13 protein-coding genes are annotated in these 12,630 nt (G+C 69.8%); 6 read left to right on the top strand and 7 right to left on the bottom strand.

What is annotated here, in order from left to right; translation table 11 throughout:
- Positions 1-2 precede the first annotated feature (2 nt).
- The gene (locus tag ACWF62_RS07395; RefSeq protein WP_378508476.1) at positions 3-635 is read right to left on the bottom strand and encodes a helix-turn-helix domain-containing protein; all 633 of its coding nucleotides are present in this window, start codon (positions 633-635) and stop codon (positions 3-5) included.
- Positions 636-732: 97 nt separating this feature from the next.
- Here ACWF62_RS07395 and ACWF62_RS07390 point away from each other — a divergent pair, with 97 nt between their 5' ends.
- Positions 733-1,884 (top strand): alpha/beta fold hydrolase, encoded by a 1,152-nt coding sequence (locus tag ACWF62_RS07390; RefSeq protein ID WP_452629737.1) that lies wholly within the window; start codon positions 733-735, stop codon positions 1,882-1,884.
- Between the two features lie 66 nt (positions 1,885-1,950).
- On the opposite strand, the gene ACWF62_RS07385 is transcribed toward ACWF62_RS07390, so the two are convergent.
- From ACWF62_RS07385 to ACWF62_RS07370, 4 genes are all read right to left on the bottom strand, one after another.
- Positions 1,951-2,694, bottom strand: a complete 744-nt coding sequence (locus ACWF62_RS07385) for an SDR family NAD(P)-dependent oxidoreductase (RefSeq protein ID WP_452629736.1) — start codon at positions 2,692-2,694, stop codon at positions 1,951-1,953.
- Positions 2,695-2,725: 31 nt separating this feature from the next.
- Entirely contained in the window at positions 2,726-3,646 is a 921-nt protein-coding gene (locus tag ACWF62_RS07380) for a 3-oxoacyl-ACP reductase (RefSeq protein ID WP_378508473.1), read from the bottom strand.
- Between the two features lie 202 nt (positions 3,647-3,848).
- Positions 3,849-4,358 (bottom strand): nuclear transport factor 2 family protein, encoded by a 510-nt coding sequence (locus ACWF62_RS07375; RefSeq protein WP_378508472.1) that lies wholly within the window; start codon positions 4,356-4,358, stop codon positions 3,849-3,851.
- A 22-nt stretch (positions 4,359-4,380) separates the two neighbouring features.
- Positions 4,381-5,250 carry an LLM class F420-dependent oxidoreductase gene (locus tag ACWF62_RS07370; RefSeq protein ID WP_378508471.1) on the bottom strand — a complete coding sequence of 290 codons (870 nt, stop codon included), beginning with the start codon at positions 5,248-5,250 and terminating at the stop codon, positions 4,381-4,383.
- A gap of 220 nt (positions 5,251-5,470) precedes the next feature.
- On the opposite strand from ACWF62_RS07370, the gene ACWF62_RS07365 reads away from it, so the two are divergent.
- Positions 5,471-6,367 (top strand): IclR family transcriptional regulator, encoded by an 897-nt coding sequence (locus ACWF62_RS07365; RefSeq protein ID WP_378508470.1) that lies wholly within the window; start codon positions 5,471-5,473, stop codon positions 6,365-6,367.
- Positions 6,368-6,388: 21 nt separating this feature from the next.
- Here ACWF62_RS07365 and ACWF62_RS07360 read toward each other — a convergent pair whose 3' ends face one another.
- On the bottom strand, positions 6,389-6,889 hold the full coding sequence (locus ACWF62_RS07360; protein ID WP_378508590.1) for a hypothetical protein: 501 nt from the start codon (positions 6,887-6,889) through the stop codon (positions 6,389-6,391).
- 156 nt (positions 6,890-7,045) lie between these two features.
- Between ACWF62_RS07360 and ACWF62_RS07355 the strand changes: the two genes are divergently transcribed.
- From ACWF62_RS07355 to ACWF62_RS07340, 4 genes are all read left to right on the top strand, one after another.
- On the top strand, positions 7,046-7,918 hold the full coding sequence (locus ACWF62_RS07355; protein ID WP_452629735.1) for an alpha/beta fold hydrolase: 873 nt from the start codon (positions 7,046-7,048) through the stop codon (positions 7,916-7,918).
- Positions 7,918-9,633, top strand: a complete 1,716-nt coding sequence (locus ACWF62_RS07350) for an FAD-binding protein (RefSeq protein ID WP_378509386.1) — start codon at positions 7,918-7,920, stop codon at positions 9,631-9,633. The genes ACWF62_RS07355 and ACWF62_RS07350 overlap by 1 nt, the downstream gene beginning before the upstream one ends.
- A gap of 64 nt (positions 9,634-9,697) precedes the next feature.
- Entirely contained in the window at positions 9,698-10,870 is a 1,173-nt protein-coding gene (locus ACWF62_RS07345) for an acyl-CoA dehydrogenase family protein (RefSeq protein ID WP_378509385.1), read from the top strand.
- Positions 10,871-10,897: 27 nt separating this feature from the next.
- Positions 10,898-11,821, top strand: coding sequence for a VOC family protein (locus ACWF62_RS07340; protein ID WP_378509384.1), 924 nt, complete (start codon positions 10,898-10,900; stop codon positions 11,819-11,821).
- Positions 11,822-12,085: 264 nt separating this feature from the next.
- Here the strand turns inward: ACWF62_RS07340 and ACWF62_RS07335 are convergent, their stop codons facing one another.
- Positions 12,086-12,562, bottom strand: a complete 477-nt coding sequence (locus ACWF62_RS07335) for a hypothetical protein (protein WP_452629734.1) — start codon at positions 12,560-12,562, stop codon at positions 12,086-12,088.
- Positions 12,563-12,630 lie beyond the last annotated feature (68 nt).

The following is a 12,630-nucleotide window of genomic DNA, read 5'->3' as shown; positions in this document are numbered from 1 at the left end:
ACCTACGGTGCCTGCAGCAGGGCCAGGCCGGTGCTGAGCAGTTCGCGTTCGAGGTCGTCGAGGGGCTGCGGGTGCTCGCCCCCGCGTTCCCAGGCGGCGAGGGCGGCGATGACGAACCGCGCCATCAATGCCACCCTCCGGGACCGGGCCGGGGGGTCGAGGTGGGTCAGCGTGCCCGCGATGTCGGTGAACAGATCGTGGACCACGGTGACCGACTCGGTGCGCGGCTGCTGCGCGGTCGCCGCGGCATCGAGGTCGAAGATGTCGAGCGGCAGCGTCGCGAGCCACTGCTCATTGAACCGTGCCCAGTGGCTTGGTCGATTGCGCCGCACCTCGGTGACCAGGGGCAGAACGTAGGCGCGAACCATCGCGGCGCGGGTGTAGTCGTGCTCGGCTCGGGCCGTCGCGATCAGCGCCGCCCGCGCGGCATTGACCGGAACGGTGTGCAGGTCCCAGACGGCGACGAGCAGGTTCTCCCACGACCCGAAGTGGTAGGTGATCGCCGAGTTGTTCTTGTGGCCGGCGGCCTTGACGACCTCGCTCGCGCGGACGCCGTGCAGCCCGCGTTCGGCGACCAGTCGTTCGGCCGCGTGGACGAGAGTGAGACGGGGTATTGACAGTGTGGCGCGCGTCACGGTAATAAGAAACCCTTCTTAACTCTTTCCGAGGCTCGTCCTCGTACCCCGTTCGGAGGCACCCATGCGTCAGGCACGTTCCGCAGTTCCCGTTCGAATGATAGGGGGACTCGCGGTCGCCGCCGTCGCCCTGACCGGCTGTTCCTCGAACGGCGACGATTCCGCCGCGTCCGCCCCGCAGCCCGGCGACGTGCTGTCCAGCGCCGCGCTGACCAATGCTGCGGTGCTGCCGAGCGCCGCACGCAACGAGCTGATCACCTACTCGTCGGTGAACGGCAACGGCCAGCCGATCGTGGTGTCCGGCACCGTGGCGATCCCGAAGGGGACCGCGCCCGAGGGCGGCTGGCCGGTGATCAGCTGGGCGCACGGCACCACCGGCATCGCCGACACCTGCGCCCCGTCGGGGGACACCGCCGACGGTGCGTCGCATGACTACCTCGAACGCACCATCGCCCCCCTCGACAAGTGGCTGCAGCAGGGCTACGCGGTGGTCCGCACCGACTACGAGGGCATGGGCACCCCCGGCGACCACACGTACCTCAACGCGCAGTCCGAGGTGAACGCGATGACGGACATCGTCACCGCCGCCCGCCGCCTGGACGACTCGGTCGGGACGAAGTGGATCGCGGTCGGGCACAGCCAGGGCGGAGCCGCCGCGATCAGCGCGTCCGACCTGGGCGTCACGCGGGACGAGGGCCTCGACCTGGTCGGGGCGATCTCGCTCGCCCCGGGCAGCGGCCTGAGCCAGACCCCGGAGTACATCAAGGGCGGCAGCCAGGCGGTGCAGCCGGTGCTGAGCTTCCTGCCGATCACCCTGCTCGGCGCGGCGGCCGCGGACCCGGCGGTCGTGCCGGAGGAGATCGTCACGCCCGCCGCGGATCCGCTGATGAAGGCGGGCCGCACCGGCTGCATCGCCGACATCCGTGCCGCGATCGGTGACATCCAGGTCAACTCGGTGATCCGCCCCGACGCCGACCTCGGCCCGTGGACCGAGTACCTGCGCAAGCAGGAACCGGAGAACGCGACCCCGGCCGTTCCGGTGCTGGTGCAGCAGGGCACCGGCGACACCGTCGTCGCGAAGCCGCAGACCGATGCGCTGGTGAAGACGCTGTGCGGCAAGGGATCCCCGGTGGTGTACCGGGACTATGAGGGCGCCGACCACCGCGGCGTGATGGATGCGTCCTTCGACGACGCCGCCGCCTTCGCCGCATCGGTCCTCGCCGGTGACGAGGTCCAGCCGAGCTGCTGACCCGGCTTCGCCTGTGAGTCCTTTTGGCCCACGTGGGGGCCAAAAGGACTCACAGGCACGAAGTGCCTACCGCAGCTTGATGGCGCCGCCGTCGACCATCAGGGTCTGGCCGGTCATATAGCTGGCGTCGTCGCTGGCGAGGAACACTGCGACCCGGCCGATGTCGGACTCGGGGTCGCCGAACCGGTGCAGCGGGGTCTTCGCGAGCATCACGTCCTCGACCTCGGGATTCGCCTTGATGTATGCGGCGACCCCCTCGGTCAGCGCGAGCGGCGAGATGAGGTTGATGTTGATGTTGTCGGGACCCCACTCGTTGGCGGCGACCCGACTGATCGCGCGGATCGCCTCCTTCGCCGCGGCGTAGGACCCCTGCGTCACGTTGCCGTCGATGCCCGCGCCCGAGGCGAAGTTGATCACCGACCCCTGAGTCGCCTTCAGCTGCGGGTACGCGGCCTGCATCAGCCAGAACGTCGGGTAGAAACCGGTCCCGAACGACAGGTCCAGCATCTCCTGGGTTGTGTCGATCAGCGGCGCCTGCCGGGACGCATGCGCGTTGTTGACCAGGACGTCGACCCTGCCGAACGCGTCGACCGCGGCGGCGACGATTGCGGCCGCGTTCTCCTGCTTGGAGATGTCGACGTTCAGGAACCGGCCCGCCCCGGCGAACTCCGCCTCGAGGGCCTGCCCCGCGTCGTCGTTGATGTCGACGAACAGGACCTTGGCGCCCTCCTTGACGAACGCGCGGACGATCCCGCGACCGATTCCGCCTGCGCCGCCGGTGACGATGGCGACCTTGTTGTCCAGCCTCATGCCGTGCTCCTTCGGATCGGAATGAACGGTGTCAGTCGATGGCGAGTGCGGCCTTCTCCAACGCCGCGATCCCGTACGCAGCGTACGTCTCGTACTGGCCGCGGCCGGTGAAGTAGGACGACAGCTGCTGGTCGAGCTCGTCGACGGTGAACGCGGAACCTGCGGCGTCGAAACGGTTCTCGACCTGCGGTGCGGCCATCAGCGCGACCATCTTGCCGTAGACCACGAACACCTGGCCGGTGATCTCCTTGGAGGCGGGGGAGGCCAGGTAGGCGACCAGGGTGCCGACCCGCTCGGGGGCGAGCGGGTCGAGGCCCGCGGTGGCGTCGGCCTCGCCGAACGCCTCGGCGGTCATTGCGGTCCTGGCGCGCGGGCAGATCGCGTTGGCGGTCACGCCGTAGCGGGCGAGGCCCTGCGAGGTGGACAGGGTCAGCGCGGTGATGCCCGCCTTGGCTGCCGAGTAGTTCGGCTGCCCGGCGGAGCCGAACAGGAACGCCTCCGAGGAGGTGTTGACGATGCGGCCGTAGACGGGAGCGCCCGCCTCCTTGCTCAGGTTCCGCCAGTACTGGGCGGCGGCGACGGAGGTGGCGGCGTGGCCCTTGAGGTGGACGCGCAGGACGTCATCCCAGTCCGACTCGGTCAGGTTGAAGACCATCTTGTCGCGCAGGATGCCCGCGTTGTTCACGAGGATGTCGAAGGAGCCGAAGTTCTTCACGGCCTCGTCGATCATCCGGCCGCCGAGCGTCCAGTCGGAGACGTCGCCGGTGACGCCGATGGCCTGGCCGCCCGCCGCGCGGATCTCCTCGGCGACGGCGTGCGCGGCATCGCCCATGTCGTTGACGACGACGGCGGCGCCCGCCTCGGCGAGTGCGAGGGCCTCGGCGCGACCGAGCCCGGCGCCGGCGCCGGTGACGATCGCGGTCCGGCCTGCCAAGCTGACTGATTCACCCATGGAACTGTCTCCCGTGTGTTCGGTTGCCGCGGTTCATCCTGCGGCGCTGGGTTCGGAAACTAGTATTCATTCTAGTTCCCTGCAAGGTTGTGTCCCACCTGTCGGTGGCGGGTCCCGGTGTCGCGTCCCGGTGTTCGGGAGTGCCCGGGGTTGGCGGCGCGGAGGCGGAGGCGGACGTCCGCCACCGCACCAGCCACGGGCGTCAGGACGAGAAGCTCAGCGGTGCCCCGGTCGCACCTGCGGAGAGAATCTCGCGCGCCTCGTCGCGGCCGTCGAGCAGGCGGTTGGTGCGGACGGTGACCTTCCATGCGCCGTCGACCCGGGCGAACTCCCAGCGATTCGCGGTGATCCGCGCGACCCGGTTGACGCCCTTCTCGGTGTCCCGCAGCACCAGTTGGGAGTGGCAGGTCGCGACCGCGGTGTCGCCGTCGAGCACGATGTGCGGCGGCCCGACCAGATGCGCGCAGCCGCCGTGGATGTACGACTGGTGGTTCTTCGATCGGACCATCGCCTCGATCTCCCCGCGCCCGGTCATCGACCCGGTGTCGACGTCGTACACCCCGTCCTCGGTCCAGATGTCGGCGACCGTCTCGGCGGAACCGCTGTCCACGGCCGGGCCGTAACCGCTGATGATGTCCATGATCGCGAGGCGGTCCTCGAGCAGTTGCACCCGGTCGGCGAGTCGGGCGACGAGCTCGGCGGTGTCGGTCATCTGGGGTCCTTTCGGTTGGGTCTCAGTCGAATTCGATACCGAGGGGGACAGCCAGCTCGGCCAGGGCGGCCAGCTGGTCGCAGTAGTGGTCGACTCCGGACGCGTCGAGGGTGACCCCGGCGACGGTCGCGCCTGCGTCGCGGAGTCGGGTCAGCGCGCGGATGGCTCCCTCGGCGTTTCCGGTCGGGTCGAGGGCCCTGCCCGCGGCGAGGGCGATCTCCATCCCCTCCGGGACGGGCGCCTTCGCGAGCATCGTGGTCAGGTCGTCGAGCCGCAGCCCGAACGGCACCCAGCCGTCGCCGAGTTCGATCGCCCTGCGCAGCGAGCGGGGGGTGCGACCGCCGATCCACAGCGGCACCCGATCCTGGGTCGCGTGCGGCTCGACGACCAGGTCGGCGAAGTCGTAGAACTCGCCGTGGTACTCGGGTGTCGCCCGGCCCAGCGCAGCGCGCAGCGCCCGGAGCGCGTCGTCGGCGCGGGCGCCGCGACCGGTGAACTCGGCCCCGAGCAGGTCGAACTCCTCGCGCAGGCTGCCGACGCCGAGGCCGAGGGTGAGGCGGCCGCCGCTGATCCGGTCGAGGGTGCCGTACCGCTTCGCGATCTCGAGCGGGTGGTGGTAGCCGAGGACGAGCACCTGGGTGAGCAGCCGGATCCGGGTGGTGGTGGCGGCGAGGTAGCCGAAGGTGGCGAGCGGGTCCCAGTAGGTGCCGCCCCGGTCGGCGGCGATGTCGGTGGGGACCGCGACGTGTTCGCTGCATGTGACGTGGTGGTAGCCGAGCCGGTCCGCGGCCGCGGCGATGGTGGCGACGTCGTCGATGCCCGCGCCGACCTCCCAGTCCGCGCGGGTGGCAGGGTGCTGGATGAGCACCGGGGTGACGATCCCGATTCGCATGGCCTTCTCGCTCCCGTCCGCGGGGGATACGGGACCCGCGCCCGGTTTCTACCGCACCGCCACGCCGGGACGGGGGACCTTCTCGGTGAGCGGGACAGGGTAGTTTCCGGCAGGTGTTCCCGATCACTACCGGATTTGCTACAGTTTTAAGAATTGATTTCAGTTTTGGGAGGGCGGCCGTCGCACGGGCCGCTACCCCACCGGACCTTCAGGAGTCGTCATGACGGTCACCACCGAAGCGCCTGCCCGCAAGACCCCCCGCGAGGGCGGCCGGGAGGTTCCGCCCTCGATGGTCGAACGCATGACGCTGATCCTCGACGCCTTCGACGGCCGCGCCGCCCGCCTCACCCTCGAGGAGGTCGCCTGCCGGTCGCAGCTGCCCCGCTCCACCGTGCACCGGATCCTGGACTCGCTGGTCAAGCTCAATTGGGTCGAGCATGCCTCGTTCGGGTACCGGCTCGGGCGTCGGGCGCTGGGCACCGGCGGCGACGGGGGACACGCCGAGATCCGTGAGGCGGCGGCACCGCTGCTGCACGAGCTGCACATGCAGACCGGAATGGTCGTCCACCTGTCGTTCCTGGACGGCAACGAGATGGTCTACCTCGACAAGGTTGGGGGGCGGATGGCGAGCTCCATCCCGTCCCGGGTCGGCGGCCGGCTGCCCGCGCACTCGACCGCGTCCGGCAAGGCATTCCTGGCGTGGCTCGACCCGGAGCGGGTCGACGCCGTGTGCGGCGACCGGCTCGTCCGGGCCACCCCGAGCACCATCACCACCCTCGGCACCCTGCACCTGGAACTGAACCGCATCCGGCAGCGGCGCGGCCTGGCGTTCGAGCGGGAGGAGTCGACCCGCGGCGTTGCCTGCGTCGGTGCCGCCATCCGCGGGCCGGAGGGGCCGGTGGCGTCGCTGTCCCTCAGCGGGGACGTGCGCACCGCCCCTCTCGAGCGGGTGGCTCCGCTGGTGGTGGACGCCGCACGGGAGATCGGCCGCACCCTGTACCCCGAGCTGGGAGCGACGCGGCGCGCCGTGCAGCCCGCCGCGCCGGTCCCGACCGACACCTGGTCGCCGGAGGCGCGGACCCGGGTCCTCGGCGGCCGGGCAGGCGGCTGGATCTAGGACCCACCGGCAGGGGCGAGGTCAGCGGTTGTCCCTCGCCGCCTGCCTGCGATCGCCGGCCGCGATCGTCGACGCCTCGTACTTCTTCCGTCCGGGAGACTCCCGGGTCCGGTCGACGCGCATCGCGCCGTCGGTGTGCACCTTGCCGGTGCCCGCGCCGGCACCGTCGAAGGACGGCGCGTCGGTCCGCGCCGCCGCCAGCCGCTCCTGCTTCAGCTCGAGGGCCGTCTGCTCGGCGACGACGGCCAACCGGCGGCTGACGCGGGCGAGGGCGTCCTCGAACAGTTCGGCCTTGCGGGCGTTGCGCGTGTTGGCGTCCTTGCCGGCGCCGCGGGCCCCCTTCCCGACCACCTTCGCCGCGCCCGCACGCCGGTAAAGCTTCACATACTTGTTGCGGGCCTTGCGGATTCGACCGTGCAAGGCGATCAGGTCGTCCTCGTCGAGGTCGGCCATCCGCGTCTTCTTCGTGTCGCGGATGAGCAGGAACTCGTCTTCGTCCAGGGACTTGAGCAGCTTCGCCATCTCGACTCCGATCCGGTGCCTTGGGATGCCGGTCATGGTAGTCCCGGTCGGCGGGCGGCGCCGGGGGACGCCGCGCAGGCAGGGACCGGCGGCGGGCATCTCGCTGATCGGGAATATCCCCCCCGGCGGACGGTCGGAGCTGGCACCGTCGGGAGCATGACGAGCGAACTGACCTACGAGGGCACCAAGCGGGAGGTCGCCACCGACCTCGGTGTGCTCCGATACCACGAGGCAGGCGACGGCCCGCCGTTGCTGCTGCTGCACGGCTCCGGCCCCGGCGTCACCGGGTGGCGCAACTACCGTGGCGTGCTCGGCGACTTCGCCGACCACTTCCGGTGCCTGGTCCTCGAGTTCCCCGGCTTCGGCGTCAGCGACCCCGGCGACGGGCACCCGATGATGATGGCCGGCGCCTCCGTCGGGAAGTTCCTCGACGCGCTCGGCATCGACGAGCCGGTGCACGTGATCGGCAACTCGATGGGCGGCATCGTCGGCACCAACCTGGCGATCAACGCCCCGCACCGGGTCCGCAAGCTCGTCACCATCGGCGGCGTCGGCAAGAACGTCTTCGCCCCCGGCCCCGGTGAGGGCATCAAGCTGCTGATGGAGTTCACCGACGACCCGACCAGGGACCGCCTCGTCCGCTGGCTGCAGTCGATGGTCTACGACCCGGCCGTGGTCACCGACGAACTGATCGAGGAGCGCTGGCAGCTCGCCACCGAGCCGACCACCCTCGAGATCGCCGCGCGGATGTACAGCAGCAAGGCGTTCGCCGCCAACGCGGCCGCCGCGAAGGCGTCCGGCGCCACCCCGTACTGGGCGCAGCTGCACAAGGTGCAGGCGCCGACCCTGCTCACCTGGGGCCGCGACGACCGGGTCAGCCCGGTGGACATGGCGATGCTGCCGATGCGCGACATCCCGAACGCGGAACTGCACGTGTTCCCGAACTGCGGACACTGGACGATGATCGAAGCGAAGGCGGCATGGACGTCCGCGGTCCTGGCCTTCCTGCTCCGCGAGGACGCGAACTGATGACTGAACAGAGCGAGCACATGACTGCAGAGCAGTGGGACACCACCGTCGACTTCCTGATCGTCGGCAGCGGCGGCGGCGGCATGTCCGCGGGCGTCACCGCGGCCGAGCTGGGCCTGAACGCCCTGATCATCGAGAAGGGCAAGAAGTTCGGCGGCTCCACCGCGATCTCCGGCGGCGGCATCTGGATCCCCAACGCCCCGACGCTGACCCGCAAGGGCATGGTCGACGACCCGAACGAGATCAAGCACTACCTGCGCACCCTCACCGCGGGCACCGGGGTCAGCGACGCCCGGATCGACGCCTACGTCGACAACGGCCCGAAGCTGATGGAACTGCTCGACCGCAACAAGAACATGCAGCTCTACTGGGTGAAGGGCTACTCCGACTACCACCCGGAGGAGCGCGGCGGCAGCCCGCTCGGCCGCACCATCGAGTGCACGCCGTTCGACACCCGCAAGCTGAAGGAGGACGAGCAGTACCAGCGTCCGAACAGCATGAAGGGCCCCCTCGGCCTGTGGGTCACCTCGAAGGACTACCACGACCTGGCGATGGTCAAGCGGACCTGGGCCGGCCGCCGCGCGTCCCTCGTCGCGGCCTGGCGGGTCGCGTCGAACACGGTGCGCCGTCGGCACATGTCCACCGGCGGCCGGGCCCTGGCGGCCCGGATGCGCATGGTGCTCAAGGACTACGGCGTCCCGCTGTGGCTGCGCACCTCGATGACCGAACTGATCACCGACGCCAACGGCGCCGTGATCGGTGCCGTCGCCGAGCGTGAGGGCACGACCGTCCGGATCCGTGCCACCCGCGGCGTGCTGCTCGCCACCGGCGGCTTCGACCACAACCAGCAGATGCGCGACCGGTACCTGCCCGAGCACGGCCGGGCGAACATCAGCGCGGGCGCCAAGGAGAACACCGGCGACGGCATCCGGGTCGGCCAGGACGTCGGTGCCGCGGTGGACCTCATGGACGACGCGTGGTGGATGCCGTCGGTGTTCCACCCGATGGGCGCGGTGATCCCGCTGGTCTCGGAGCGGTGCATCCCGCCGTCGGTGATTGTCAACGGCGAGGGCGAGCGGTTCACCAACGAGTCGTCGCCGTACGTGAACTTCGTGCACGACCAGCTTGAGGGCGGACACGTCCCTGCCTGGTTCGTCATGGACACCAAGGCGAAGAACCGGTACCCGTTCGCGCAGGTGCTGCCGAACATGCCCTTCCCGCAGGGGTTCTACGATTCGGGTGTCGTCCACAAGGCCGACACCCTGCGTGAGCTCGCCGAGCAGATCGGCGTCCCCGCCGACAAGCTGCTCGCCACGATCGACCGGTTCAACGGCTTCGCCCGGTCCGGCAAGGACGAGGACTTCGGCCGCGGCGACAGCGCCTACGACCGGTACTACGGCGACCCGACCATGAAGAACCCGAACATGGACGAGATCGTGAAGGGTCCGTTCTACGCGATCAAGTGCGAGGCGGGCGACCTCGGCACCAAGGGTGGACTCGTCACCGACGAGAACAGCCGGGTGCTGCGCGCCGACGGCACCGCGATCACGGGCCTGTACGCGACCGGCAACACCACCGCCTCGGTGATGGGCAACGAGTACGCGGGCGCAGGCGCCACCATCGGACCGTCGATGGTCTTCGGGTATCTCGCCGCGAAGTACGCCGCCGCGAATACGCTCCCACTGACCGAGAGCACCGAAGCCACGTCCGCCTGACGGCTGGGACGTTCACAACCAAGAGGCGGCCTCGCCGCCGGATCAGCGAAAGTTGAGGGAAGTCATGGGAGAGGTCCTGGACCGGATCATGCAGCACGCGGACGAGATCCGCGAGGGCGGCATCGAGGGCGAGAAGCTCATGCGCCTGTCGGACGGCAACGCCAAGCGGCTGCGTGACGCGGGCGTCATCCGGATGCTGCAGCCGAAGGAGTTCGGCGGCCTCGAGGCGCACCCGCGTGAGTTCGCCGAGACCGCGATGGGCATCGGCGCCGTCGACGGCTCCACCGGCTGGGTCTCCGGCATCGTCGGCGTGCACCCGTGGGAGATGGCGTTCTTCGACCCCAAGGCCCAGCAGGAGGTGTGGGGCGAGGACGTCAACACCTGGATCGCGTCGCCGTACGCGCCCATGGGTGTCGCGGTCCCCGTCGACGGCGGCTACATCCTCAACGGCCGCTGGTCCTTCTCGACCGGCAACGACCACTGCGAGTGGGTCATGATCGGCGCCGCGCTCGGCGACAAGGACGGCAAGCGCACCGGCAAGAACCTGCACGTGCTGGTGCCGAAGTCGGACTACACCGTCGACCACGACAGCTGGAACGTCGTCGGCCTGCGCGGCACCGGCTCGAAGGACTTCGTCGTCAAGGACGCGTTCCTGCCCGCCTACCGCACGATCGACGCCGACATCGTCCTGCAGGGCAACGGTGCCGCGCACGCTGGCCGCGACGAGACGCTGTACAAGTTCCCGTTCTCGTGCATCTTCCCGCTCGGCATCTCCTCGTCGCTGATCGGCATGGCCGAGGGCGGCCTCGGGCTGTACATCGCCATGCAGAAGGAGCGGGTCGCGGTCACCGGTGTCCCGATCAAGGACGATCCGTACGTCATGTACGCGATCGGGCAGGCCGCGGACGAGATCAACGCGTCCCGGGTCGCGATCCTCGAGACCGTCGACCGGTTCTGGGACAAGACCGAGAAGGGCGAGAAGATCACCTTCGAGGAGCGTGCGATCGGTCGCCGCACCCAGACCAACGCCGCGTGGCGCGCCGTCAGCGCCCTCGACGAGGTCTTCGCCCGCGCCGGTGGCGGCGCGATGAAGGTGACGCTGCCGCTGCAGCGTTTCTGGCGTGACGCGCACGTCGGCCTGTCGCACGCGATTCACGTGCCCGGCTCGATCAACCACGCATCGGCGCTGACCCAGCTCGGCGGCGAGCCGCAGGGCATCCACCGCTCGATGATCTGATCTGTCGACAAGGATTGGTGAACATTCATGGCTGACATCCGATCTCTCGGATACCTGCGGGTCCAGTCCCAGGACCTGCCCCGCTGGCGTGAACTGGTCGTCGACGGCCTCGGCATGGCCGTCGGCACCGGCCCCGACGAGGACGCGCTGTACCTGCGCGTCGACGAGCGGACCTCGCGACTGCAGGTCCTGCCCGGTGACGTGGACAAGGTCCTCGCGGTCGGTTGGGAGGTGCGCGACGAGTTCGGGCTCCAGGCCGTGCGCGAGCGGGTCGAGAAGGCGGGCGTCGAGGTCCGCGAGCTGACCCAGGAGGAGGCCGACTACCGGCGCGTCGAGCGGGCGATCACGTTCGCCGACCCGTCCGGCACGGTGCTCGAGGTGTTCTTCGGGCCGGTTCTCGACCACAGCCCGCTCGTCACCCCGCACGGTGGCCGGTTCGTCACCGAGGCGGCGGGCCTCGGCCACGTCGTGCTGCCGACGACGCAGTACCAGGAGACCTACGACTTCTACACGCAGGTCCTCGACTTCCTGCCGCGCGGCGCGATCCGGCTCGGCGGGCTCGACGCGCCCGGCCCGCCGCGTCGGGTCCGGTTCCTCGGTATCAACCAGCGGCACCACAGCCTGGCGATCTGCCCGGCGCCGCCGTCCGAGGCGCCCGGCATGGTGCACCTGATGATGGAGGTCGACACCCTCGACGCCGTCGGTCAGGCGCTGGACCGGGTCACCAAGAACGGCTTCTCGCTGTCTTCCACCCTGGGTCGGCACACGAACGACAAGATGATCTCGTTCTACGTGCGGGCGCCCGGCGGCTGGGACCTCGAGTTCGGTACCGAGGGCATGCTGGTGGACGAGAGCCACTTCACCGCGGAGGAGATCACCGCGGATAGCTACTGGGGTCACGACTGGTCCGGGTCGGAGCCGCTCGCGGCGTTCGCCCCGCCGAAGGCCTGACCCGACGGGCAGGATTCACCAACGCCGAACGCGGCGGTCGCTCACGAGGCGACCGCCGCGTTCGGCGTTTCACGGGTGGACGGGCGGGTCGCAGGACACGGTCCGGAGCGGTAGCCGGGCGGTGCGACCGAGGTGCTGTGCACACCGCTTCTGCAGCACGCGCAGGGGCGTTCGACGCAGAAAACCCCTGCGCACACCCGAAAAGGTATGTGCACAGGGGTTTTGCGCGTGGTGTGGGGGAGGGGCCGGAATCGGCCACCCGGTTCAGGCGCGGGCCAGTTCCTCGGCCATGCGGGCGGTGATGGTGGTCAGCACCCGGGCGGCGGTGGCCAGATCCTCGGGGGCGACCGCGCCGTAGGCGGCGGCCACGATTGCGCTCGATTCGCCGCGGACCTTGCCCGCGAGCGCCACACCGTCCTCGGTGGGCTCGACCAGATCACCCGAAGTCGCCCGCAGCAGGCCGCTTTCGAGCAGCGTGGTCAGGGCGATCCCGGTGTCGGCGGGATTCCACTGGGTCATGGCGGTGACGCGGGTGACGTGGGCGGCCGGATCGACCGGTGTGCCCGCGGCCAGGGCCTGGTTGAGCACGATCCACTGCTTCTCGTCCAGCGTGGTACCGGCCAGTGCACGGGTCAGCACCGCGGTGTGGTGCTTCTCGGCCTGGCCGATGATCGACGGGTTCAGGGTGGCCGGTGCGGTGGTGTTCATTGCGCTCTCCTTGTTCGAGGCGATGCTGGACATGGGATTATTCTGACACTGAGTCTCATAAATGTTCAAGTGTCAATTTCGACTGAGTTACTTTCGTGCCT

It is taken from the genome of Rhodococcus sp. NPDC054953 (genome assembly GCF_053609225.1).
This window is presented reverse-complemented; position numbering and strand designations above follow the sequence as displayed.

Bases quoted from the DNA above. Each gene is read 5' to 3' on its own strand.
- ACWF62_RS07390 (WP_452629737.1), top strand. From the start codon at position 733: ATGATAGGGGGACTCGCGGTCGCCGCCGTCGCCCTGACCGGCTGTTCC.
- ACWF62_RS07385 (WP_452629736.1), bottom strand. From the start codon at position 2,694: ATGAGGCTGGACAACAAGGTCGCCATCGTCACCGGCGGCGCAGGCGGA.
- ACWF62_RS07380 (WP_378508473.1), bottom strand. From the start codon at position 3,646: ATGGGTGAATCAGTCAGCTTGGCAGGCCGGACCGCGATCGTCACCGGC.
- ACWF62_RS07375 (WP_378508472.1), bottom strand. From the start codon at position 4,358: ATGACCGACACCGCCGAGCTCGTCGCCCGACTCGCCGACCGGGTGCAA.
- ACWF62_RS07370 (WP_378508471.1), bottom strand. From the start codon at position 5,250: ATGCGAATCGGGATCGTCACCCCGGTGCTCATCCAGCACCCTGCCACC.
- ACWF62_RS07365 (WP_378508470.1), top strand. From the start codon at position 5,471: ATGACGGTCACCACCGAAGCGCCTGCCCGCAAGACCCCCCGCGAGGGC.
- ACWF62_RS07360 (WP_378508590.1), bottom strand. From the start codon at position 6,889: ATGGCGAAGCTGCTCAAGTCCCTGGACGAAGACGAGTTCCTGCTCATC.
- ACWF62_RS07355 (WP_452629735.1), top strand. From the start codon at position 7,046: ATGACGAGCGAACTGACCTACGAGGGCACCAAGCGGGAGGTCGCCACC.
- ACWF62_RS07350 (WP_378509386.1), top strand. From the start codon at position 7,918: ATGACTGAACAGAGCGAGCACATGACTGCAGAGCAGTGGGACACCACC.
- ACWF62_RS07345 (WP_378509385.1), top strand. From the start codon at position 9,698: ATGGGAGAGGTCCTGGACCGGATCATGCAGCACGCGGACGAGATCCGC.
- ACWF62_RS07340 (WP_378509384.1), top strand. From the start codon at position 10,898: ATGGCTGACATCCGATCTCTCGGATACCTGCGGGTCCAGTCCCAGGAC.
- ACWF62_RS07335 (WP_452629734.1), bottom strand. From the start codon at position 12,562: ATGTCCAGCATCGCCTCGAACAAGGAGAGCGCAATGAACACCACCGCA.